19 protein-coding genes, 2 pseudogenes and 1 riboswitch are annotated in these 21,460 nt (G+C 70.2%); of the genes and pseudogenes, 7 read left to right on the top strand and 14 right to left on the bottom strand.

Annotation, left to right across the window (positions count from 1 at the left end; genetic code table 11):
• Positions 1-31 precede the first annotated feature (31 nt).
• On the top strand, positions 32-1,552 hold the full coding sequence (locus BLW14_RS13980) for a PTS transporter subunit EIIC (protein WP_093707598.1): 1,521 nt from the start codon (positions 32-34) through the stop codon (positions 1,550-1,552).
• Between the two features lie 71 nt (positions 1,553-1,623).
• On the opposite strand, the pseudogene BLW14_RS13985 reads toward BLW14_RS13980, so the two are convergent.
• From BLW14_RS13985 to BLW14_RS14000, 4 genes and pseudogenes are all read right to left on the bottom strand, one after another.
• A pseudogene (locus tag BLW14_RS13985) lies at positions 1,624-2,223 on the bottom strand (Uma2 family endonuclease); the annotation flags it as partial.
• 119 nt (positions 2,224-2,342) lie between these two features.
• On the bottom strand, positions 2,343-3,170 hold the full coding sequence (locus tag BLW14_RS13990) for an inositol monophosphatase family protein (RefSeq protein ID WP_093707600.1): 828 nt from the start codon (positions 3,168-3,170) through the stop codon (positions 2,343-2,345).
• Positions 3,171-3,216: 46 nt separating this feature from the next.
• Positions 3,217-3,462, bottom strand: coding sequence for a hypothetical protein (locus tag BLW14_RS13995; protein WP_093707602.1), 246 nt, complete (start codon positions 3,460-3,462; stop codon positions 3,217-3,219).
• Positions 3,459-3,695, bottom strand: coding sequence for a hypothetical protein (locus tag BLW14_RS14000; RefSeq protein ID WP_093707604.1), 237 nt, complete (start codon positions 3,693-3,695; stop codon positions 3,459-3,461). The genes BLW14_RS13995 and BLW14_RS14000 overlap by 4 nt, the downstream gene beginning before the upstream one ends.
• Before the next feature lie 113 nt (positions 3,696-3,808).
• Here BLW14_RS14000 and BLW14_RS14005 point away from each other — a divergent pair, with 113 nt between their 5' ends.
• The 4 genes from BLW14_RS14005 to BLW14_RS14020 all read left to right on the top strand — a co-directional run bounded on the left by BLW14_RS14005 (position 3,809) and on the right by BLW14_RS14020 (position 7,107).
• Entirely contained in the window at positions 3,809-4,651 is an 843-nt protein-coding gene (locus BLW14_RS14005) for a helix-turn-helix domain-containing protein (protein ID WP_093707606.1), read from the top strand.
• Entirely contained in the window at positions 4,632-4,898 is a 267-nt protein-coding gene (locus BLW14_RS14010; RefSeq protein WP_093707608.1) for a DUF397 domain-containing protein, read from the top strand. The genes BLW14_RS14005 and BLW14_RS14010 overlap by 20 nt, the downstream gene beginning before the upstream one ends.
• Before the next feature lie 147 nt (positions 4,899-5,045).
• Complete coding sequence (locus tag BLW14_RS14015; protein WP_093707610.1) at positions 5,046-5,996, top strand: erythromycin esterase family protein; 951 nt, start codon at positions 5,046-5,048, stop codon at positions 5,994-5,996.
• 271 nt (positions 5,997-6,267) lie between these two features.
• Positions 6,268-7,107: a hypothetical protein gene (locus BLW14_RS14020; RefSeq protein ID WP_256332772.1), complete on the top strand. Its 840-nt coding sequence runs from the start codon at positions 6,268-6,270 to the stop codon at positions 7,105-7,107.
• A gap of 6 nt (positions 7,108-7,113) precedes the next feature.
• Here BLW14_RS14020 and BLW14_RS14025 read toward each other — a convergent pair whose 3' ends face one another.
• Positions 7,114-7,698, bottom strand: coding sequence for a DinB family protein (locus BLW14_RS14025; RefSeq protein WP_093707614.1), 585 nt, complete (start codon positions 7,696-7,698; stop codon positions 7,114-7,116).
• A 122-nt stretch (positions 7,699-7,820) separates the two neighbouring features.
• Here BLW14_RS14025 and BLW14_RS14030 point away from each other — a divergent pair.
• Positions 7,821-8,033: pseudogene (locus tag BLW14_RS14030) on the top strand (PIN domain-containing protein); the annotation flags it as partial.
• An 18-nt stretch (positions 8,034-8,051) separates the two neighbouring features.
• On the opposite strand, the gene BLW14_RS14035 reads toward BLW14_RS14030, so the two are convergent.
• The 9 genes from BLW14_RS14035 to thrC all read right to left on the bottom strand — a co-directional run bounded on the left by BLW14_RS14035 (position 8,052) and on the right by thrC (position 20,154).
• Positions 8,052-8,693: a maltokinase N-terminal cap-like domain-containing protein gene (locus BLW14_RS14035; protein ID WP_093707615.1), complete on the bottom strand. Its 642-nt coding sequence runs from the start codon at positions 8,691-8,693 to the stop codon at positions 8,052-8,054.
• Positions 8,694-8,797: 104 nt separating this feature from the next.
• Positions 8,798-10,849 carry a glycosyl hydrolase family 28-related protein gene (locus BLW14_RS14040; protein ID WP_093707617.1) on the bottom strand — a complete coding sequence of 684 codons (2,052 nt, stop codon included), beginning with the start codon at positions 10,847-10,849 and terminating at the stop codon, positions 8,798-8,800.
• 288 nt (positions 10,850-11,137) lie between these two features.
• Positions 11,138-13,444 (bottom strand): hypothetical protein, encoded by a 2,307-nt coding sequence (locus tag BLW14_RS14045; protein WP_093707619.1) that lies wholly within the window; start codon positions 13,442-13,444, stop codon positions 11,138-11,140.
• Between the two features lie 220 nt (positions 13,445-13,664).
• Positions 13,665-14,393, bottom strand: a complete 729-nt coding sequence (locus BLW14_RS14050) for a DUF6333 family protein (protein ID WP_093707621.1) — start codon at positions 14,391-14,393, stop codon at positions 13,665-13,667.
• Positions 14,394-14,488: 95 nt separating this feature from the next.
• Positions 14,489-15,853: a hypothetical protein gene (locus BLW14_RS14055; protein WP_093707623.1), complete on the bottom strand. Its 1,365-nt coding sequence runs from the start codon at positions 15,851-15,853 to the stop codon at positions 14,489-14,491.
• Positions 15,854-16,038: 185 nt separating this feature from the next.
• Positions 16,039-17,664, bottom strand: coding sequence for a chaperonin GroEL (gene groL, locus BLW14_RS14060; RefSeq protein ID WP_093707625.1), 1,626 nt, complete (start codon positions 17,662-17,664; stop codon positions 16,039-16,041).
• Positions 17,665-17,980: 316 nt separating this feature from the next.
• On the bottom strand, positions 17,981-18,187 hold the full coding sequence (locus BLW14_RS14065) for a cold-shock protein (protein ID WP_003967346.1): 207 nt from the start codon (positions 18,185-18,187) through the stop codon (positions 17,981-17,983).
• A gap of 354 nt (positions 18,188-18,541) precedes the next feature.
• Positions 18,542-18,820, bottom strand: coding sequence for a MoaD/ThiS family protein (locus BLW14_RS14070; protein WP_018101573.1), 279 nt, complete (start codon positions 18,818-18,820; stop codon positions 18,542-18,544).
• 41 nt (positions 18,821-18,861) lie between these two features.
• Complete coding sequence (thrC, locus tag BLW14_RS14075) at positions 18,862-20,154, bottom strand: threonine synthase (RefSeq protein WP_093707627.1); 1,293 nt, start codon at positions 20,152-20,154, stop codon at positions 18,862-18,864.
• A 17-nt stretch (positions 20,155-20,171) separates the two neighbouring features.
• Positions 20,172-20,298, bottom strand: a riboswitch (SAM riboswitch).
• Between the two features lie 154 nt (positions 20,299-20,452).
• On the opposite strand from thrC, the gene BLW14_RS14080 reads away from it, so the two are divergent.
• Positions 20,453-21,400 (top strand): glucosyl-3-phosphoglycerate synthase, encoded by a 948-nt coding sequence (locus BLW14_RS14080; RefSeq protein WP_093707629.1) that lies wholly within the window; start codon positions 20,453-20,455, stop codon positions 21,398-21,400.
• The last annotated feature ends 60 nt before the right edge of the window (positions 21,401-21,460 follow it).

Here is a 21,460-nt window from a genome sequence, read left to right on the forward strand (position 1 = left end):
CCCTCCCCCGCACAGCAAGGCACCACGCACCATGGCTACAGAAGACAAGAACCGCGCCACTGCCGCCGCGATCCTTCCGCTCGTCGGTGGCGCCGCGAACGTCAGCTCCATCGCCCACTGCATGACCCGGCTCCGGCTCGGGCTGCACGACCGTTCGCTCGTCCAGGACGACGCGCTGAAGGCCGTCCCCGCGGTCATGGGCGTGGTCGAGGACGACACGTATCAGATCGTCCTCGGTCCCGGTACGGTCGCCCGCGTCACGCCGGAGTTCGAGAAGCTCGTCGAGGAGGGGAAGGCCGAGGCCCCCGCCCCGTCCGCCGCTACGTCCTCCGCCCCGCAGACCGCGGAGGAACTGGCCGCGCAGGGCGCCGAGATGAGGGCGGCCCGCAAGGCGAGGAACGCGACGCCGTTCAAGCTGTTCCTGCGCCGCATCGCGAACATCTTCGTGCCGCTGATCCCGGCCCTGATCGGCTGCGGCATCATCGCCGGGCTCAACGGCCTGCTGGTCAACCTCGGCTGGCTGACCTCGGTCACCCCGGCGCTCGCGGCGATGGCCTCCGGCTTCATGGCGCTCATCGCGGTCTTCGTCGGCTACAACACGGCGAAGGAGTTCGGCGGCACGCCGATCCTGGGCGGTGCGGTCGCGGCGATCATCGTCTTCCCGGGCGTCGCGAACATCGAGGCGTTCGGCCAGAAGCTCTCCCCCGGCCAGGGCGGCGTCCTCGGCGCGCTGGGCGCGGCGGTGCTCGCGGTGTACGTGGAGAAGTGGTGCCGCCGCTGGGTGCCGGAGGCGCTGGACGTGCTGGTCACGCCGACGCTGACGGTCCTCGTCTCCGGCCTGGTCACGATCTTCGGCCTGATGTACGTGGCGGGCGAGGTCTCCACCGCCATCGGCGACTTCGCCGACTGGCTGCTGTCCAACGGCGGCGCGGGCGCGGGCCTGATCCTGGGCGGCTTCTTCCTCCCGCTGGTCATGCTGGGCCTGCACCAGGCGCTGATCCCGATCCACACGACGCTGATCGAGCAGCAGGGCTACACGGTCCTGCTCCCGATCCTCGCCATGGCCGGGGCCGGCCAGGTCGGCGCGGCCATCGCGACGTACTTCCGCCTCCCGCGCAACGAGTCGATCCGCAAGACCATCAAGTCCGCCCTCCCGGCCGGCTTCCTGGGCGTCGGTGAGCCCCTGATCTACGGCGTCTCGCTTCCCCTCGGCCGCCCGTTCGTCACGGCGTGCGTGGGCGGTGCGTTCGGCGGCGCGTTCGTCGGCTTCTTCAACCAGCTGGGCGACGCGGTCGGCTCGACCGCGATCGGCCCGTCGGGCTGGGCCCTGTTCCCGCTGCTCGACGGCAACCACGGCCTGGGCGCGACGGTCGCGATCTACGCGGGCGGCCTGGTCGTCGGCTACCTCGCGGGCTTCCTGGCCACGTACTTCTTCGGCTTCAGCAAGGAACTCCTGGCGGAGTTCAACGTGCCCCAGGAGGAGGCGGCCCCCACGGCGACCCCGGACCCGGCCCCCGCCGCAGCGACGGCGAAGGCGCCGGCGTCGGTCTGACCCGTACGGCTACGGAGCGGCGGCCACCTCCCATACCGGGGAGGGCCGCCGCTTCGGCGTATCTCTCGGACCGGGAAGCCGTCCGTGGCCAGCGTGACGTCGAAGGGCGCGGGCAACGCGAGCGGCTTGCCGAACGGCACCGCGTCCGAGTGCTTGTACGTGCCGTGCTCGCTCGGCTCCGTGAAGAGGGTGGCCATGGCCGCCCGGGTATCGAACCGGTCGATCAGCAGGTACATCGGCACACCGGCGCGGGCATGGGCGCGGTACTTCTTCGTACGGTCCTCGCGGGCGTTCCCCTTCGAGGTGATCTCCACGACGAGGAGCGCTTCGGAGGCGTCCATCGGGGCGCTGGCGTCGGGGTCGGCGGCGTCGATCAGCTCGGACGGCATGACGACGAGATCGGGAACGTAGAGCTTGTCGAGAGGCGCGACGTGCACGCCCAGCGTCTGGTACACCCCCAACTCGTCAGGCAGATTCGCGTAGAGGCGGCGCTGCACCTTGGCGGCGATCCCATGGTGATGCGCGTGCGACGGCGGCACCAAGACGATCTGCCCTTCGTCGATCTCGGCACGCCATCCCTCGGGCACGTCCAGTTCCTACCAGGTGCGCAGGAGGTAGTCCCACTGGCGGCCTTCAGGGTCCTGCTGGCGTTCGACCATCGCAGCGGTCATCGCGGGTCCCTTCTTCCGAAGCCTGTCCGAGGAACGTAGATCGACGGTGCGGCGGCGCGGGGGCCGCTTTCCTCAGCGTCCCACGATCGTGTGAGCGACGCACCGAGCGCCGCTCACCTTCACTTCCCGGCAGTCGCCCCGCCCCGCGCCAACTCCAGCAGCGCCGCGTGCGTCTCGTGGTCCGCCGCGACGATCAGCCCGCCCTCGCCCTGGTCCACCGGCAGCCCGTCGATCCCCGTCACGACGCATCCGGCCGCCTCGCACAGCGCGATGCCCGCCGCGAAGTGGACGCTGTCCAGGCGCAGACCGGGCCCGCCGTCGGTGACGTACGCGGCCCGGCGCCCGGCTGCCACCCAGGCGACGGCCACCGTGCTGGAGACGACGCGCGGCCGGAACCCGGCGACGAACCCCGGGGCCGCCATGAGCGCCACCGCGCGGAAGCCGGGCGCGTGCGGGAAGGGCGGGTCCAGGTTGAGGTCGACGAGCCGGGAGCCCGCCGAGGGTATGAGCCGCTCGTCCCGCCCGTCCTCACGCCGCACCCACGCCCCCGCCCCGTCGGTCCAGAACACCTCGCCGCTGAACGGATCGGCGGAGGCAGCCGCCGCGATGCGGGAGCCGTCCCGCAGCGCGACGTTCACCGCGACGAGCATGTTGCCCACCGCGTAGTTCAACGTCCCGCACAACGGGTCGACCAGCCACCGCCGCCCCGCCCCTGCGGCCCCGGACTCCCCGCTCTCCTCCCCGGTCACCGCGTCATCGGGCCGTTCCGCGCGCAGCACCCCGAGGACGGCTTCCTCCGCCGCGATGTCGGCGGCCGTGGCGAAGTCACCCCCGCCCTTCTCGTGCCGCGTCAGCGAAGCCCCGTACATCTCCCGCACGACGGCCGCACCCGCCCGAGCGGCCCTGACGGCCAGTTCGGCGTCGCTTTCCATGCTCATGATCCCCATCGGGGCAGGCTAATTCCGGCCCCCGGCGTCCGGTGCCGAACGTCGCTCATCGCGGCAGTTGCCCTTCCCGGTTGATCTCCGTCACCCGCGCCCGCAGCACCGCTCCCGGCGGCGCCGGCCGTACGGACTCCGGTGGGCAGTCCCACACCGGCCCGCCACCCGGCGGCCGCAGCCGCACGTACGCCCCGACGCGGCCCATCACCCGGCCCACCCGTCCGTCCCGCACGTCCACGGCGAACGATCCCCGCTCCGGCGTACACCCCGCCTCCGGGCCGTCACCCCCGCCCGTCACGACGCCGCCGCCTTCTCGTCCAGCATCCGGCTCAGCCGCTGCGCCGCCTCCAGGTTGCAGCGCCCCAGGTCGATCAGGACCGCCGGATCGTCACCCGCGCACGAGGCCGCGTCGATCCGCAGCGACGGCAGCTTCACCCCGGCCCGCGCGAACCCTTCCCTCAGCAACGCCACCACCTCCTCGGCCTCGCGAATCTTCGCCACCGCTGCTCTGCGCCGTTCCGTAGTCGTCATGATCCATTCCTTCCACGCTGAGTAATGGGAATGCATACCCAGAGTGGTGATTCTCTCGCTAGCCTGGAAGAGGTTCCGACCCAACAACCACATGTGTGCGACCGGGAGTTGTCATGGCGCGACCCAGAAAACTCGACCCCTCCTCCTCCCCGAGGGCCCTGCTGGGCGCCGAACTCCGCCACCGAAGAGAGCGGGCCGGCCTCTCCCAGAACGACCTGGGCAAGCCCCTCTTCCTCAGCGGTTCGTTCATCGGCCAGCTCGAATCCGGCGTACGGCGCATGCAGATGGACCAGGCGGCCGAGTTCGACAGGGCGTTGAGCGCCGAGGGCTTCTTCGTACGGAACTGCGCGGCGCTGGGGAAGTCCAAGTACCCCGATCACTTCGCGGAGGCCGCCGAGGCGGAGGCGCGGGCGACGGAGATCAAGGAGTACGCACCGCAGCTCATCCCGGGATTGCTACAGACGGAGGCGTACGCGCGGGCGGTGTTCAGGAGTGGGCTTCCCACCGCCGCCGAAGGCGCGATTGACGATCTAGTTGCGGCTCGACTCGAACGTGCGCAGATCCTCGCGGATCCAACAGAGCCGTTGTTGTGGTTCGTGCTGGACGAGGCAGTGCTACGTAGGCAAGTGGGCACCCCGAGGACCATGGCGGAGGCACTTCGCCACATCTCCACTCTGACCCATCGGCGCCGCATCATCATTCAGGTACTGCCGTTCGACGCGGGCGGCCACGCGGCTATGGGCGGTGGCCTCAAGCTCATGGCATTCAAGGACGCCCCACCCCTGGCCTACCTGGACGGCCTCGGAGCAGGCCAACTCCTCGACGACCCAGGAACTGTGAGGAGTTACGAACTGACCTACGATCTGGTCGTGGCCAGCGCGCTCTCACCGGCAGCGTCCCTGGCCTTGATCGAGTCGGTGGCGGAGGATTACGAGCATGAAGCGCAGGAGCACTGACTACGACCTGTCCAAGGCCACCTGGCACAAGTCCAGCTACAGCGGGGGCGACGGCGGCAACTGCGTGGAGGTCGCCACCTGGCGCAAGTCCACCTACAGCGACGCCAGCGGCGGCAACTGCCTCGAAGTCCTCGACGGCGCCCCCGAGGTCGTCCCCGTCCGGGACTCAAAGATGACCGACGGCCCGGCCATCGTGTTCGCGGCCACCGCCTGGCACCCCTTCATCACCGACCTCAAGCAGGCCTGACACAGAGGGAGCCGGGAGCCGATACACCGAACCGCGTGGCGGGGCCGGCTTCCGGCCTGCCCCGACCCTTGACCTCAACCATGCTTGAGGCCAAACGATCTCCTGAGTGGCCCGCACAAGCGGAGCTCGGAGACGAAGGGCAGGTCCATGCAGACGGCTACGGAATGGATCGGGAAGAACTCCCACGCGTTCACCGCAGGCAAGCCCGACGAGCCGTTGGACGATCTGCGACCTCTCGCCCCACTGGTGCGCGACGCCAGGATCGTGGCGCTGGGGGCCGCCGCCCGGCTGACACACGAACTGTCGGAAGTCGCCCACCGCGTGGTGCGCCTGCTGGTGGAGGAGGAGGGGTTCCGGAGCATCGCCCTGGAGGGTGACGACCCCGGCCGACTCGGCCTGGACGCCTACGTCGCTACCGGCGAGGGGGACCCGCGGGCCATGCTCGCAGAGGCACGGACGTTCTGGCAGACCGCGGAGATCCTGGAACTCATCCGCTGGATGCGGTCCTACAACAAGCGCCACCCGGAAGACCCGGTCCGTTTCGCGCAATCACCTGCTGAACCGATCCGCCACGCCTCGCCGCTCAGCGGCCTGGCCGCAGCGGAACGCACACTGGCCGACGGTGCGGCCTGGTGGCAGCAGCGCTCCGGGGACAAGGTCGTCTACTGGGGCGGCATGGCCCACACGGCCATCGGCACCCCGCGTACCGTGTCCGTCTCCTCTTCCAAGCCCCCCGAAACGCACCGGAACATGGGTGGGTACCTGCGTGAGCGCCTGGGTCCTGACTTCCGGTCCGTCGGCCTCACCCTGGCCCACGGTTCAATCGGCCAGCCCTTGCCGACTCCGGGCCCGGGCTTCGTGGACGCCATGCTGAGCGAGGCCGCGGGGAACAGGACCGGCTACCTCCTCGACCTGAGCCTCCCGCGCCCCGAGCAGGTGCGCCGTTTTCTGGACACCTCGACTCGTACGCGGCTGATAGGCCCGTCGTACGACCCGCACGATGATGAGGGCCATCACATGTCCGGCGGGTCACTCGCAAGCTGGTTCGATGCCGTCGTCCACACCCAGAAGGTGACGCCTGCCCGCCCGCTGCCCTGAGGGCCGCCGGGCGGAGAGCGGGGAGCGCGGCCAGGCGCTCCCCGGCGCTCAAGTCGCGAGGTCCGAGCGCTCTTTCAGCGGAATGGTTGGGAGGGGCTTGTACCCACCCGCCCACCCTCGTGACCCGCAAGGGTTCACTTTTCGCGATCGAGTTGCGACGGACCGTAGGCACGTTCTAGCTTCAGCGAGGACACAGACCTGAAGACGGCCCCCGCCGGTGCGGAAACACCGCCAGGGGCCTGACCACCTCGATCGCCCGGAGCGCGACCTCATGGCTGACAGCCAGTTTAGTAGTGCACCCTCGCCCGAACACCCGATGGCGAACCCCGGTTACGGAAAGCGCTCCGCGCCCGACCAACGGCCGCATACGGGTGCGGACTTCGCCCACCTGCTCCCCCGTGACGCCGCCGTCGCCGCCTACGTCGACGGGCTGTGCGACGGGGCCGACATCTCCGTGAAGGCGCTCGCGAAGGCACTCCCGTACGGGCAGTGCGCGATCCGGACCACGCTGAACCGCCTCCAGGAGGCGGGCCACCTGCGGCGGGGCAGCGAGTGCGTGGCGAGCGGGGAGAACCTGCTGTGGGTGACGCGCACGTTCTTCTCGCGGACGGCGCGGGACAACGCGTGGTGGGCGGCGTTCAGCCGGGGCGACGTACCGAAGGAGCCCCAGCGGGCGACGCGCTCGAAGGCGTTCATTCTGCTGGCGGCTCTGGGCCGTACGGCCCCCGCCCTGTCGCTGTCGGACCGCGACTGCGTCGCCCTGGAACCCGGGGTGACCGAGTGGCTGAACCGGGGCGCCACGCCCCCGGAGATCCTCCAGGCCCTGACCACGGGCCTCCCGAGCCGCATCCACCACCCGGCCGCGTTCGTGGCCACCCGCCTCCAGAACAAGCTGCCCCCGGCCCGGGAACCGCAGACGGTTCTGCGCAGCCTGGAATGCAGCGAATGCCGGGCCCCCGGAACGGCCGACGCGCTACCGGGCGGCAAGTGTGGCCCCTGCCGGGGCAAACCCACCCGCCCCGCCCCCACGCTCCCCGCCCAACAGGTCCGGGCCCACGCCCGAGCCGCACGAGCGGGCCTGATCCCGAAGTCGGACCGGCCGAGGCGCTGAAGGGCTCTACGGTCCGACGGGTGCGCCCGGCCCGGCCGCCCGCTCGACCTTCGCGCGGTAGGCCGCCCGGGCCTCCTCGTCGATCTCCCGCTCGTGTTCGGGCCGCAGGCCGGTCCGGCCGTCGAGGCCCTCGCGGAGGATGTCGGCGTGCCCGGCGTGACGGACGGTCTCACCGAGTACGTGGACCAGGACGGCGAACAGGTTCGTGTCGGCGTACGGCTCCGGCCACCACGGGATGCGGCCGGGGGCGTCGATCGAGAGCACGTCGATCGTCGCGTCGGAGTGCTCCCACGTACGCCGGTAGAACCCGGTGATCTGGTCGCGGGTCTCGCCCTCCGCCGCCCACAGATCGCTGCCGTCGGCGTCCTGCCACAGGGGCAGCGGCTCCGGGGACGGGCGGCCGAAGACCTCGCCGAAGTACCTGGCCTCGACGGTGGCCACGTGCTTGACCAGCCCGAGGAGATTGGTCCCGGTCGCCGTCAGCGGCCGGCGTGCGTCGTACTCGGACAGGCCGTCGAGCTTCCACAGCAGCGCCTCACGGTCCCGCCGCAGCCGCCCGTGCAGGTGGTCCTTCGCAAATCCATCGATCATGCGACGCGACCCTGCCACGGGCATCCCACGCACTCAAGGCCGTGCGCCCGCGCCTTACGAAGGCCCCTCTGGATCCTCCGTATCCCAACCCGGCCTCCGGGGCGGGCGGCCACCCCGTCACGGAGGACATCTTCGCCCGCGCCCTGGAGGTGCAGCGGCACGCCCTCCGCGCCGGCTTCCACCGGGCCCTGTCGCTCCCGGACCTGCTGATCGCCGCGACTGCCGAGCTGAACCGGCTGACCGTCCTGCACTACGACGGCGACTTCGACATGATCGCCTCGCTCACCGGCCGGCCCGCCGAGTGGGTCGTCCCGCCGGGCAGCGCCGACCGGTGAGCGGGGGCCTCCAAGGCCCTACGCCGTACGCAGCACCGCGAACGTCCCCCGTACCTCCACGTCCTCCGGCGTGCGCCAGGGGCCGGAGACCTGGCCGGTCGCGCCCTCCGGCAGCGGGTCGCCGTCCCCGGCGGGACGCAGGACGCGGTTCAGGCGCAGGGTTGCGCCAGTGACGGAGAGGTCCGTGCCCTCGGGGCCGTCGGTCACCGTGGCGACGGCGGAGCCGAAGGGGACGCCGGTGGAGGAGTGGGTGATCGTGGGGTCCGGGGTGTCCGTCTCGCTCTGGGCCTGGGGCTCGGCGCGGCCGTCGAGGAGGGCGAACAGCCGCTCCGCCAGGACCGGGTCGTGGCCGCCGTCGTACACCCAGCGCTTCCCGAGCACCCCGTGCTCGGTCGTGCCGACGAGCGCGTCCTCGGCGCCCGCGAGCGGCGCGCCCCGGTAGGTGAGCGGCACGAAGTACGCCACCGGCTCGGCGCCCGAGGTGTCGGTGACCACCATGAACTCGATGCCCACCTCACCCTGCGGGTCGTCGAGCCGGAAGCCGCCGCTCCTGTCCAGGACCGGGGACGCGGAGCCCGCGTACCAGGGGCGGGTCGGGAGCCAGGGGGCGAGCAGTTCGAGCTTGGTCGGTGACAGCGTGGTGCGGTGGATGACGGCCATACCGGTGGTCTCTCCCGTGCGTCGGGCGGCGGCTGGTTGCCGTGTGCTGGTGTCGAGCGTATGCAACCAGCCGCACCCGTGGCCGTCGGGGCGTCAGGAACCGGTCACCACGCTCCCGGCGCCGGCGGCGGGACCGCCTCCGGGCGGTCGTCGCAGGTGATCGTGTTTGGCAGGAGCCACGGCGCGAACCAGCCGCCGTCGTTGCCGCCCAGGTCCGTCAGGCCGAACTCGGAGCCCGTGGCGGGGAAGTTGAACGAGCCGCAGTTGTTCACGCCCACCGCGCCCACGTTCCGCGCGTCCACGTTCTCGAAGGTCGCGCTGCCCGCCGCGCGGGCGCTCAGGACCGAGGTGCCGGTGCCGTCGACGCGGAGGTCCTTGAAGTGGATGTTCTCGATGACGTACTGGTCCTTCACCGCCCAGTCCGAGACCAGCATCAGCGCGTTGTAGGTGCTGTCGAGGAAGTCGTTGCCGGTGACCCGGATGTCCGCGCCGTCGATGCTGCGGTCCAGCGCGAAGACCCACAGCGCGCCGAGGCCGATCTTCCAGTTGAGTTCGTACGTGCCCGCGCGGACGGTGGTGTTGCGGGCCAGCTCCACCTTCCCCGCGAACGGCTCCGCGCCGAAGCGTGCGCCGAGGTGCAGGGCGCTGCCCTCGCGGACGGGGTCGGCGACCAGGTTGTCCGAGACCGTGATGTCGGTGCCGCCGTGGATCGCGATGCCGTTGGCGAGGACCGGAGTCTGGACGGTGTTGTGGTCGAAGGTGTTGCGTGCGTTGGTCGTCTTCTCGGCCCACATCGCGAGGCCGTCGTCGCCCGAGTTGCGTACGAAGGTGTTCGTCACGCGTGAATCGGTCACGCCGGTGTGGAAGTTGACGGCGTCCGCGATCTGGTCGGTGATCATCGTCTCCGAGACCCGGAGGTTCTTCATGGGGCCGTCGAACCACATGCCGACCTTGGTGTGGCTGATGTGCAGGCCGGTGATCGTCGAGTCGCTCATCGCGCCACCGATGGCGTTGACCTGGTCGGTGTCGATGCGCTCGCGCACGTCGCCCTCGATGGCGAAGCCGGAGAGGTGCACGTTGCGGCTGCCGCCCTCGGCAGCGGGCTTCCCGTAGAAGCCGACCCCGGTGTGCGTGGAGCCGTCGGCGGCCGGCTCGTCGAGCGCCACCTCGCGGCCCTTGATCTTCGTGTACCAGTTCCCCGCGCCGGTGATCGTGACGTCGTCGACGACGATGTGCCGGTCGACCCGGTACGTCCCCGGCGGGATGTACACCTTCAGGTGCGTGCGCCGGGCGAACGCGATGGCCTTCTCGATCGCGCCCGCCGCGTCCCGGCGCCCGGTCGGATCGGCCCCGAACGCGAGGACGTTGGCGGCGAGCAGCTCGACGTGCGGCAGCCCGACGCGCTCCGAATCCAGCAGGTCGATCGCCGTCCACGCGGCCCGGCTCCCGGCCGGCACGGTCAGCCGTACGGTGTCGCCCGCGCGGTACGTACGGCCGAGCAGGAGGCGCTGCTCGTCGTAGAAGTGGCTGGGCCGGAACGGCTTGTCGACGACCGGGGCGGGCGTCGTCTCCGCGGGTACGCAGGAGCACTCGGTGATCCACCAGTCGGGGTGGAGCAGCCCGGCGCCCGGGTCGTTGGAGAACGGGTACTGGTTGTACAGCCAGGAGTACTGCGAGGTCAGCGTCATCGTGGACCGCTTGGTGCCGTTCACCGAGACGTCCAGCGGGGCCGTGATCCCGCCGCCGCCCGGGGCGTCCGGGATGCTGTAGCGGACGGTGATCGCATTGGCCGCGGCGGGCAGCGTGAACTCCACGTGCTGGCCGGGCGCCAGCTTGACCGCCTTCCGGCCGGACGCCTCGGACGGCAGCGTGTACGCGGTCCGGTCCGGGCCGATGACCGTGCCGTTGGTGACCGCGTTCTCGGCCTCCTGCTCGGCGAAGGCCACCTTCGCGCCGCGCCCCCGCACCAGGGCGGGGTCGAGGGCGGCGCGGGTGACGACCGGCGCGGCGGGCCGGGGTGCGGCGGACGCGGGGGCGGCGGCCAGTGCGCCGAGGCCGACGGCGGCCGCGGTCACCGAGGCGACGGCGGTGGCGTACAGCCCTGTCCGGCGCGGTCTTCGCACCGGAGCCGCGGCGGCGGCGGTCTTCCGTGACATCGCATGCCCGTTTCTCTGAGGGGTCGACACGGGGTCGACGAGGCTCAACGGCCGTGCGCGCGTGGGAAGTCGCCGCCGTCGTGGACGAGGCGACAGTAGGGCGCGCACCTCGCCGCCCACAAGACTCCTGCGAATGGATTTCACAGGGATGTGTTTGAAGTGCGCGAGCGCATTTTATTTTTGCGCAAATGAACGCAAGTAGAGGTTCGGACACGGCTGTCCCCCGCACCCATGGAGCCAGCGGGTGCGGGGGACGACGGGTCGGGCGGTCAGGCCGTCAGGCGGGCGTCAGTGCCCCGGGGCCCTCCTCCGCCGCATCCACCACGTCAGCGCGCCGCCGACGACCGCGAGCGCTGCGGCCGCCCCGACGAACAGCCCGACGGGCAGGTCGTTGCCGGTGTGCGCCAGGTCGCCGTCCGGGTCCTTGGCCGGCGGGGTGGAGTGGCCGCCGCCCGGAGTGGACGACGAGCCGGGGGCCGGGGTCGACGGGCCGTCGGTCGGCTTCGGGTGGGACGAACCGGTCGGCGAGGGCGTCGGCTTCGGGTCCTCGGGGGTCGTCGCCCGGCCCTCCGTACTCCCGCCCAGGTACGCCGTGTCACCGTCCTGGTAGGTCACCTCGGTCTGCACGGACGTCTTCGTCGTCCTGTCCAGGCCCTTGTGCCGCGTCTTGAACTCGGTCCCGCTGATGTTCTTCCTGGGCGCCTTCGAGAAGTCGACCCCGCCCATCGACAGGATCCACACCTTGCCGTCGTAGACGCGCTCGAACTTGTAGTCGCCGTTCTTGAACGAGTCGACGTACTTGTCGTAGACGGTCTTCTTGTCCCAGTTCTTGTTCTCGTCCCGCAGCGGCCACCGCGACACGTCGTTGCTGTTGATGATCTTGCGGAAGTCGGTCGCCTCCACGGCGTCCTTGCGGCGGATGTACTCGGCCGCGACGCGCGAGGAGTAGACGCGGCGCAGGTCCGCGTAGGACGGGTCGTCGTTGACCCGGCGCTCCAGCTCCGGCTGGATCGTCGAGAGGATCAGCTGCTCGGCCTGCTCGGTCTGCGCCTTGGTCAGCTCGCAGCTGTTCTTCGGGACGTCGGGGCCGGTCGGGACCTCCATGTTGACCTTGAGCGGGGCGTCCAGGATGTAGATCCCGCCGTCCTGCTCACGGACCTTCGCCGGCTTCGGGGTGATCCACTGCCGGATGATCGGCAGGCAGGGCATCCCCTCCGGCGTACGCGGCGCCGCCTTCCAGAACTTCTCCCCGCGCTCGTACTTGTCGGGGTTCATCGCGTCCGCGTAGTCGTGCTTGAGGATCAGGTCGGACTCCAGCAGGACCCGCCCCGCGTCGGTCTTCGCGAAGTCCTTGTCCATGATCAGGTCCGGCCTGATCGGATTGAGGTTGACCCAGAACTTCTCCGGGCTCAGCGCCAGCCAGGTGAAGAAGGCGTCCGAGGCCAGCTGCAGCTTGGCGTCACCGCCGTACCCGGGGTTGGTGTCCGGGTCCGCGACGTAGTCGGCCTTCATCGAGTAGTCGAGGCCCTTGCCCCTGACGGGCGTACCGACGTAGTTGATCTCCAGGGTGGAGAAGTCGATGCCGCCGGGCCCCCGGCCGAAGTAGCCGCCGCCGTTGTTCCTGTTGTAGATGGCCTGGATCCTGCGGGCCTCCTCGGCGGTCTTCCCGGACCTCAGGGCCTGGTCGAAGAGCGGTCCCTGACTGCCGCCCTTGAGCGGATCGGGGTTGAAGCGCTTGTCGAACCTCGTGTACTGGTTCGGCTTCTGGGTGCGCTCGATCGCGTTCGAGCGCCGCTCGTTGACCCCGGCCTGGGTGCGGCCGGTGCCCCGGTCCCGCTTCAGGTCCGCGTCGAACTGCGCGATCTTCCTCTTCGTGGAGTCCTCCGTCTTCGCCCCGGTCAGGTACCGGAACGTCGACTTCGGCTTCTCCTTGGCGATCTGCCGGTCGGCCTTGAGCTGGTCGTCCTCGATCTTGCCGTTGGACTTCATCTCGACCTTGCGCTCGGTGCGCCGGTTGTGGGCGTCCACCACCCGCGTGCGCTTCTCGCCGGTCTCGGGGTCCTTGTACTCGATCGGGTCCTGGCACCACCAGTCCGGGCCGACCATGTTGTACTTCTTGACCATGCGCGCCTCGAAGGCCTCACCCCGGGGCGGATTGCCGTGGTTGCCGACGTACCGCACGTCCAGGAAGCGCTGGAACTCCTTGAACCCCGTCTTCTTGTCGTACTGGCTGTTGTAGCGGGCGTAGATCTCCATGACCTTGTCCGCCGGGCTCTTGGACTTGTTGTACGCCCGCTGCCACTTGCGGTAGTTCGTGCCCGCCTTCTCGCGCTGCGCGTCGGTCGGCGGCAGCACCCCGTCGTACGCCTTGGCCGGGTTGTCGTACGTGTAGTTCTCGTCGGTCGGCCAGGCGTCGTACGGCAGGCTGTCCGGCGGCCCCGAGTTGGCGGGCGTCGAGGGGAACTGCTTCCCCAGGAACTTCTCGTCGCACCGGACCGCCTTGGCCTTGGCGGCGTCCGCCTGCTCCAAGGCGGGCAGGCCGGTCAGGGTCAGGGCCCCGGCGGCGGTGAGGACGAGCGCGATACGCGTCCACACGGGCCGGCGGAGCGCAGGCTGAGGTATTCGGATGCTCACTGACTTCTCCCCGTTCGGCGGCGCCGTCGGCTCCGAAGCCAACTGGTCTGTGTGCGCCGCCCTTTGCATAATCTAGGAATCCGCTGTGAGACACCCGGGGTTGTTTCGGCATGTCCTCGCCGAATCTCCGCACGGCGGTCGCGCCGCGCGCGCATCCGGTACGCCGCCGGCCGGGGCCCGGTCAGAAGCCGTCCGGCTCCCCGATCCAGGTGTCCTCCAGGTCCCCGGCCGTCCCCTCGGACCGCCGCACCCGGAACACCGACAGCGTGCGGCCCGCCCGGTGCAGCGGGCTCGTCCGCCGCAGGACCAGCCGGGTCAGGCTCTCCCAGGCGAGGTCCCCGGGCTCGCCGTCCGGGTCGACGCCCGCGTCCCGCAGCGCGTCGGCGTCGATCCCGAACGCCCCGGCCACCTCCGCGACGCCGCCCTCCAGGTCCCAGTCACCCTCACCGGCCCACCCGGCCGCGAACAGCCGTACCCCGTCCGGGTGCTGGACGACGTGCGCGCTGTACGCCACCGGGTGGTCCACCCGCACCGAGCCGATGACGGCCGCCCCGGGAAAGCGCGCCGCGAGGGCGTCCGCCTGCTCGGCGAGCGCGGACCCGTCCCCGCCGGCCGCGAGAGCCGGGTCGTTCACCTCGGACACCGGGCCCCAGCACCCGACGGCGACCAGATCGAGGTCGGCGCGCGCCGCGAACGGCGGACGCTCCACCGCCTCGATCCGCCCGTCCTCCCCCACCACGTCGTCCACGGTCCCCAGCGCGGCGACCAGTCCGGTGGCGCGCGCGGGGTCGTGCGCGGGCAGTTCGCCGTCCCCGCCCGGGAACGGCGTCCCCACGACGGTGAGTCTGAACTCCCCGTCCTGCGCGAGCGCTTCGTCCGGCCCGTACTCCCACACGTCGTCGTAGGACACCGGCGATACCTCCGTGGACGGGTCGGGAAACGGCGAGCCCGATCCTAGGCGGTGGGGGTCGGGGGCCGCGTCAGCTCCCGGCCCCACCGCCGGCGTCAGCTCCGGGCCGCGCGGCGACGGACCAGCAGGACCGCGCCCGCACCGACGGCGAGCGTCGCGGCGGCCGCGCCCGCCAGGGGAAGGGTCGCACCGGAACCGGTGCTCGCCAGGTTCCCGCCGGTGGCCGAGGCACCCGAGGAACCGGTCGTCGCGCTTCCGCCGGTGGCGGAGCCGCCCGTGGAGCCGGAGCCCCCGGTGCCGGTGGAACCACCGGTGGACGACGTAGAGCCGTCACCGCCGGTCGAACCGCCGCCCGCGGAACTGCCGCCCGTGGTGTGACCGCCCGTGGTGCCGCCGTCCGTGGTGCCGCCGTCCGTGGTGCCGGTGCCGCCGGTCGAGCCGCCGTCCTTGTTGATCAGCAGCGTGGCGCTGTCATTCTTCTTGTTCTTGTCGTAGAAGCGCGGCTTGTTCTCGAGGGACGCCGAAGCCTTGGCCCCGGGGACCGCCTTGTCGACGCGCAGCGTCACGGCGAAGGAGTCGGTGGCACCCACCCACAGATAGGGATGCGTGTAGGGGACGCAGTTGTAGCTACCGGTGGTGACCTTCCGACAGCGGTTGTCGATCTTCGTCACCGTCGTACCGGCCGGAGCCTTGAACAGGAACTTGGTCAGGGAGGTCTCGCTGTCGTAGTGCTTCACTTCGCCCGGTCCCGCGTTGCTGAACGTCGCCTCCAGCGTGAGCGTCTTCCCGGCGCGGCTCTTCTCCCGCAACGCCATCTGCAAGTCGGCCGTGTTCACCGCGTCCACCGACATGTCGGTCGAGTCCCACTCCTGGTCACCGGACGGGGTCCGGGAGGGGTGGTCGCCGTCGCCCACCGGAGTGGTCGGGGGCAGCTCGGTCAGCTGCATCGCGGGGCCGGTCCCGGGCCAGGCCTTCTCGGAGCCCTCCTGAACGGGGTCGTAGGTGCTGACCATTACGGAGACATTCTCGTTCAGCGCCTCGCCGAGGACCTTCAGCGGCAGCGTCTCCGGGGGCGCGTAGATGCCGCCGGCCTTCACTGTCTGCTCCAGCTCGCAGAGCACGAGGCCGGCGTCGCTTTCGATGTCGCTGCCTCTGAGAGCGCAGTTGGAGGGCAAATCCGACAAAGTCCCCCCGAAGGCCAGCCCCTGGCTGAACCCATAGGTAAGAAAAATCTTTTCGAGCGCCTTGTCACCCTTGTTCGCGAAGAGGGCGGGCACCTCGACGACGCTACCGATCTTCGCTCCGGCGACGGACGTCAGCGGCCCCAGCACCAGGTCTCCGGGCACGCGGCCGTTGTCCGCGGAGGCGGGTGCCGCGGCCACGGCGATGAGGGCGACGGCCCCCACCGCGGCGGCGGCCCTGCGCAGCGGGCGGCTGTGGTCGGCGACAGTTCCGAGCATGGGCGATCCCTTGCAGTGAAGCGATGGATACGTATGGACGAACCGTGCGCGAACAACAGTTCTGCCCCATGAGACGGCCCACGACGTCGGACGGTTGTACGGCGCCGCCACAACGGCACCGGCCCCCGGGACGAATCCCCGGGGGCCGGTGCCGTTGGTACTGCTGAACTACCGATCCGTCGGGATCAGAAGTCCATGTCACCGCCCGGCATGCCGCCCGGAGCGCCGCCGGCAGCGGCCTTCTCCGGCTTGTCGGCGATGACGGCCTCGGTGGTGAGGAACAGCGCGGCGATCGACGCGGCGTTCTGCAGGGCGGAGCGCGTGACCTTCGCCGGGTCGAGAATGCCCTCGGCGATCATGTCGACGTACTCGCCGGTCGCGGCGTTGAGGCCGTGACCGATCGGCAGGTTGCGCACCTTCTCCACGACGACGCCACCCTCGAGACCACCGTTGACGGCGATCTGCTTGAGCGGGGCCTCCAGGGCGAGCTTCACGGCGTTGGCGCCGGTCGCCTCGTCACCCGAGAGCTCCAGCTTCTCGAAGACGGCCGAGGCCTGGAGCAGAGCCACGCCACCACCGGCGACGATGCCCTCCTCGACGGCGGCCTTGGCGTTGCGCACCGCGTCCTCGATGCGGTGCTTGCGCTCCTTGAGCTCGACCTCGGTGGCGGCACCGGCCTTGATGACGGCCACGCCGCCGGCCAGCTTCGCCAGACGCTCCTGGAGCTTCTCGCGGTCGTAGTCCGAGTCGGAGTTCTCGATCTCGGCACGGATCTGGTTGACGCGGCCCTGGACCTGGTCGCTGTCACCGGCGCCGTCGACGATCGTCGTCTCGTCCTTGGTGATGACGACCTTGCGGGCGCGGCCGAGCAGGTCGAGACCGGCGTTCTCCAGCTTGAGGCCGACCTCCTCGGAGATGACGGTGCCACCGGTGAGGATGGCGATGTCGCCGAGCATGGCCTTGCGGCGGTCACCGAAGCCCGGGGCCTTGACGGCGACGGACTTGAAGGTGCCACGGATCTTGTTGACGACCAGGGTCGACAGGGCCTCGCCCTCGACGTCCTCGGCGATGATCAGCAGCGGCTTGCCGGACTGCATGACCTTCTCCAGCAGCGGAAGGAGGTCCTTCACGTTGCTGACCTTGGAGTTGACGATCAGGATGTACGGGTCGTCGAGGGACGACTCCATGCGCTCCATGTCGGTGGCGAAGTACGCCGAGATGTAGCCCTTGTCGAAGCGCATACCCTCGGTGAGCTCCAGCTCCAGACCGAAGGTCTGGGACTCCTCGACGGTGATGACGCCTTCCTTGCCGACCTTGTCCATGGCCTCGGCGATGAGCTCGCCGATCTGGGTGTCGGCGGCGGAGATGGAGGCGGTCGAAGCGATCTGCTCCTTGGTCTCCACGTCCTTGGCCTGCTCCAGGAGGGCGGCGGAGACGGCCTCGACGGCCTTCTCGATGCCCCGCTTGAGAGCCATCGGGTTCGCACCCGCGGCCACGTTGCGCAGGCCCTCGCGGACGAGCGCCTGGGCGAGAACGGTGGCGGTGGTCGTACCGTCGCCGGCGACGTCGTCCGTCTTCTTGGCGACCTCCTTGACCAGCTCCGCACCGATCTTCTCGTACGGGTCCTCCAGCTCGATCTCCTTGGCGATGGAGACACCATCGTTGGTGATCGTGGGGGCGCCCCACTTCTTCTCGAGGACGACGTTGCGACCCTTGGGGCCAAGGGTGACCTTGACGGCGTCGGCGAGCTGGTTCATGCCGCGCTCGAGACCGCGCCGGGCCTCCTCGTCGAACGCGATGATCTTGGCCATGTGAAGTGGTCCTCCCGGACAGGGGTGGATTGCTCCGGACCGAGAGGCGCCCGCGACGGACGGCCTGCGTGCCTGGCGGTTCCTTGCCCCGCCACGCCTGCGGGCCTCACCGGCCCGGTCCAAAATTCTGTCACTCTCACCTGGAGAGTGCTAAGCCAATGATTAGCACTCGGCACCGTCGAGTGCAAGCGCCTCCGTCGGCATGTGGACGGGCCGGGGGGACACGGCATGGGGCCCGGGACGCGCGAAGGGCCCGTACCCCTAGGTACGGACCCCTCGTACGTGCGTAGCGTCGTGGCCGACGTGCGTGCCGGGCTCAGCCGACGGCGAGCTTGACCATGTCCGCCTGCGGCCCCTTCTGGCCCTGCGAGATCTCGAACTCGACCCGCTGACCTTCTTCGAGGGTGCGGTAACCGTCCATCTGGATCGCGCTGTAGTGGACGAATACATCCGCACCACCGTCGACCGCGATGAAGCCGTACCCCTTCTCCGCGTTGAACCACTTGACGGTGCCCTGAGCCATGCCTAACTCCCCTGTAACGTGTGTGCGCCGAAGCGCGTCGACCGCCGCTGAATGTATCTGCCCAACTGCCCTCTGCAACAGGTCAATCGGACGACAATTCTGCGCGGCACCGATCGCCCGAATATGGGGAATTCACGGGATTGCGGGGCAAGTCGGGCCCGGCAAAGGTGACTTATGGCGCAAGAGGCTCAAGCACTTTGGCTGCATCTGGTCGTGGGGCGGCGCATTCTCATATGCGGGCGGCACGCGCAGCGAAGGGGACTTCCCACACTCTACCGCGCTCAACCATGCAGAATTGCCCCCTCCGCTTCTCTCGCGGAGGGGGCAATTGCGTGAAGCTACGGAGCCGGGAACTCAGCAGCCGCCGGCGACGGCGGGGATGATCGAGACGCCGGCGCCGTCCGGGGTCGCCGCGTCGAGGCCGCCTTCGAAACGCACGTCGTCGTCGTTGACGTACACGTTGACGAAGCGGCGCAGCTTGCCCTGGTCGTCCAGGACGCGGGCGGCGATGCCCGGGTGGTCCTTCTCCAGCGACGCGATGACCTCGGAGAGGGTCGCGCCCTCGGCCGGAACCTCGGCCTGGCCGCCCGTGTAGGTGCGGAGGATGGTGGGGATGCGGACCTTGACGCTCATGGCGGGTGCCCTTCCTGAAGTCTCGGGTGGTCGGAGGCGTATCAGCTGGTGGCGAGACCGGCGGCGCGGAACGCGTCGAGGCTCGGGCGGATCGTGGCGGTCGCCTGCGAGGTCTCGGCCACCGCGTCCAGCGTCTTGAGGCCGTCACCGGTGTTCAGGACGACGGTGGTCAGCGCCGGGTCGAGCAGGCCGGCCTCGATCAGCTTCTTCGTCACGCCGACCGTCACCCCGCCCGCCGTCTCGGCGAAGATGCCCTCGGTCCGGGCCAGCAGCTTGATCGCGTCGACGACCTGCTCGTCGTTCACGTCCTCGACGGCGCCGCCGGTGCGGCGGGCGATGTCCAGGACGTACGGGCCGTCGGCCGGGTTGCCGATCGCCAGGGACTTGGCGATGGTGTTCGGCTTCTGCGGGCGGACCACGTCGTGGCCGGCCTTGAAGGCGGTGGAGACCGGGGAGCAGCCCTCGGCCTGGGCGCCGAAGATCTTGTACGGCTTGTCCTCGACCAGACCGAGCTTGATCAGCTCCTGGAGGCCCTTGTCGATCTTCGTGAGCTGTGAGCCGGACGCGATCGGAATGACGATCTGGTCGGGCAGCCGCCAGCCGAGCTGCTCGCAGATCTCGTACGCCAGCGTCTTGGAGCCCTCGCCGTAGTACGGGCGCAGGTTCACGTTGACGAAGCCCCAGCCCTCCCCCAGCGGGTCGCCGATGAGCTCGGAGCAGAAGCGGTTGACGTCGTCGTAGTTGCCCTCGATGCCGACCAGCTCACCGCCGTACACCGCGGCCATGACGACCTTGCCCTGCTCCAGGTCGTGCGGGATGAACACGCAGGAGCGCAGGCCCGCCCGGGCGGCGGCGGCGCCGACCGCGCCGGCCAGGTTGCCGGTGGAGGAGCAGGAGAGCGTGGTGAAGCCGAAGGCGCGGGCGGCCTCGACGGCGATCGCGACGACACGGTCCTTGAAGGAGTGCGTCGGGTTGCCGGAGTCGTCCTTCACGTACAGGCCGCCGGTCACGCCCAGCTCGCGGGCGAGGTTGTCGGCCTTGACCAGCTTGGTGAAGCCGGGGTTGAGATTGGGCTTGTCGGCGACATCGGCGGGCACCGGCAGCAGCGGCGCGTAACGCCAGATGTTGTCCGGACCGGCCTCGATGCGCTTCTTCAGCTCGTCGGGGGAGCCGCTCGGCAGGTCGTACGCCACTTCGAGCGGCCCGAAACAGGACGCGCAGGCGAAAATGGGACCGAGTGCGAACCGTTCACCGCATTCGCGGCAGGAAAGGGCCGCGGCGGGACCCAGGTCCACAGAGGATTCGGTGTTTGCTGCGACAGTCTCAACAGCCATGATGGCGAGGCCCTTTCTCCTCATCTTCCTCACGGCGCGTTTCGCCGCGAGACGGAATTGGCACCTTCCCCACCTGACCTCGCGGTCGGCAGGAGGGTTGCCGGGACTTCAACGGGCCGTTCCCTCTGTCCCTCTGGATGAGCGCTGTGGCACCGGATCTTGGATCCGGGCATTTGTCGGCGGACCGACCCCGGCATGCGATGGCCGTCCGCGTTGTTCAAGACTGTAACCGAAGGAGCGGACTGTCGAGATAGTCGTCCGTACCGCGAGATGGATCACATAACAGGGAGTATCGACCGTGCTCGAAGAGGTCGAACGCTGGCTGACCAGGCGTTCCTGGTCGGCGGCCGACCGCCCGTCCGCGAGCGCCCAGGCCGCGGCGCACGGTGCCCGGGGTACGGGCGTGAGCGTCGTCCTGCCCGCGCTGAACGAGGCGGAGACCGTCGGGGACATCGTCGCCACGATCCGGCGCGAGCTGATGGGGAAGGTCCCGCTGGTCGACGAGCTGGTGGTGATCGACTCGGGCTCCACGGACGCCACCGCCGAGGTCGCCCGCCGCGCGGGGGCGCGGGTCGTCCACCGCGACAGCATCCTGCCCCGGCTCCCGGCCGTCCCCGGCAAGGGCGAGGTGCTCTGGCGCTCGCTCCTGGTGACCGGCGGCGACATCCTGTGCTTCATCGACGCGGACCTGAAGGACTTCTCCGCGGACTTCGTCTCCGGCATCGTCGGCCCGCTGCTCGACGACCCCGAGGTGCAGTTCGTCAAGGCCATGTACGACCGGCCGCTCGGCGAGGTCGCGGGCCAGGGCGGCCGCGTCACCGAGCTGGTGGCCCGCCCGCTGCTCAACCTGCACTGGCCGCTCCTCGCGGGCTTCGTCCAGCCGCTGGGCGGCGAGTACGCGGTACGCCGCTCGCTCCTGGAGCGGCTGCCGTTCCCGGTCGGTTACGGGGTCGAGCTCGGGCTGCTCGTCGACGCGCTGCACACCGTCGGCCTGGACGCCCTCGCGCAGGTCGACGTCGGCGTCCGCGTCCACCGCCACCAGGACGGCCAGGCCCTCGGGCGGATGGCGGCCGCGATCTACCGCACCGCGCAGGTACGGCTCTCCCGCGGCCATCTGGTCCGCCCCTCACTCACCCAGTTCGAGCGCGGGACCGGCGGATTCGTCCCGCGCACCCACCCCGTCGACACGCAGGAGCGGCCGCCGATGCTGGAGATCGAGGAGTACGTGGCACGGCGCGCGGCCTGATCACGACCCCGGCCCGTCCGACTTCGTACGTTTGGGCGGATCGGGTTCGGGCTAGATTCC

Origin of the sequence: Streptomyces sp. 2131.1, assembly GCF_900105515.1 — a bacterium.
GTDB lineage: Bacteria > Actinomycetota > Actinomycetes > Streptomycetales > Streptomycetaceae > Streptomyces > Streptomyces drozdowiczii.